Here is a 728-nt window from a genome sequence, read left to right as displayed (position 1 = left end):
GACAGTAATAAAAAGAGTATTATGCCACGGCCTTTTCCCGATATTCTATCGGGGAAAGGCCGTGAAGTTTTTCTTGGAACCTTTCTGTATTATAGAATTGAATATATTCTTGAATTGCTTGATAAGCCATTTCATATGTTTTTGGGCGCACTAAATACAACTTCTCTGTTTTTAAATGTGAGAAGAATGATTCAATACATGCATTATCAAAACAGTTCCCACGTCTAGAATGACTACCGACAAATCCTAATCTTTCTAACTGCTTTGCGTAAGATTTTGATGTATATTGAAACCCTTGATCTGAATGTAAAAGGGGCTTAATGGATAAGGATTTCCCCTCTAATTGTTGTAATGTAGTTAAAACCAAATCTAAATCATTTCTTCGAGATAGCTTCCAGGCAACAATTTCATTGTTGTATAGATCTAACACAGCTGACAAATAAGCAAACTGATCTCCAATTCGTACATAAGTAATATCCGTTACATATTTTTGATTTTGTTTGTCCGCTTGAAACTCTCGGTTCAAATGATTTTTAAATATCACCGATGTTTTCCTTCCGTAAAATGGACGTTTTTTTCGGATGATAGATTGGATGCCTAATTCTCTCATGAGACGGCGAACACGTTTATGATTCATTACCATTCCTTCTCGAGCTAAAGCACGAGTCATGCGTTTATACCCATAGTAAGGGTGCTGACGATGAATAGATAAAATATGTTCTTTATGC

At 35.3% G+C, this 728-nt stretch carries 1 protein-coding gene; it reads right to left on the bottom strand.

Annotated elements, in window-relative coordinates; translation table 11 throughout:
* Positions 1-19: 19 nt before the first annotated feature.
* Positions 20-728: IS3 family transposase (locus ACTFO4_RS30320; RefSeq protein WP_440018881.1), on the bottom strand; the 709-nt coding region annotated here is incomplete at its 5' end.

Origin of the sequence: Bacillus cereus group sp. MYBKT14-1 (assembly GCF_051915185.1) — a bacterium.
GTDB classification, from domain to species: domain Bacteria; phylum Bacillota; class Bacilli; order Bacillales; family Bacillaceae_G; genus Bacillus_A; species Bacillus_A cereus.
This window is presented reverse-complemented; position numbering and strand designations above follow the sequence as displayed.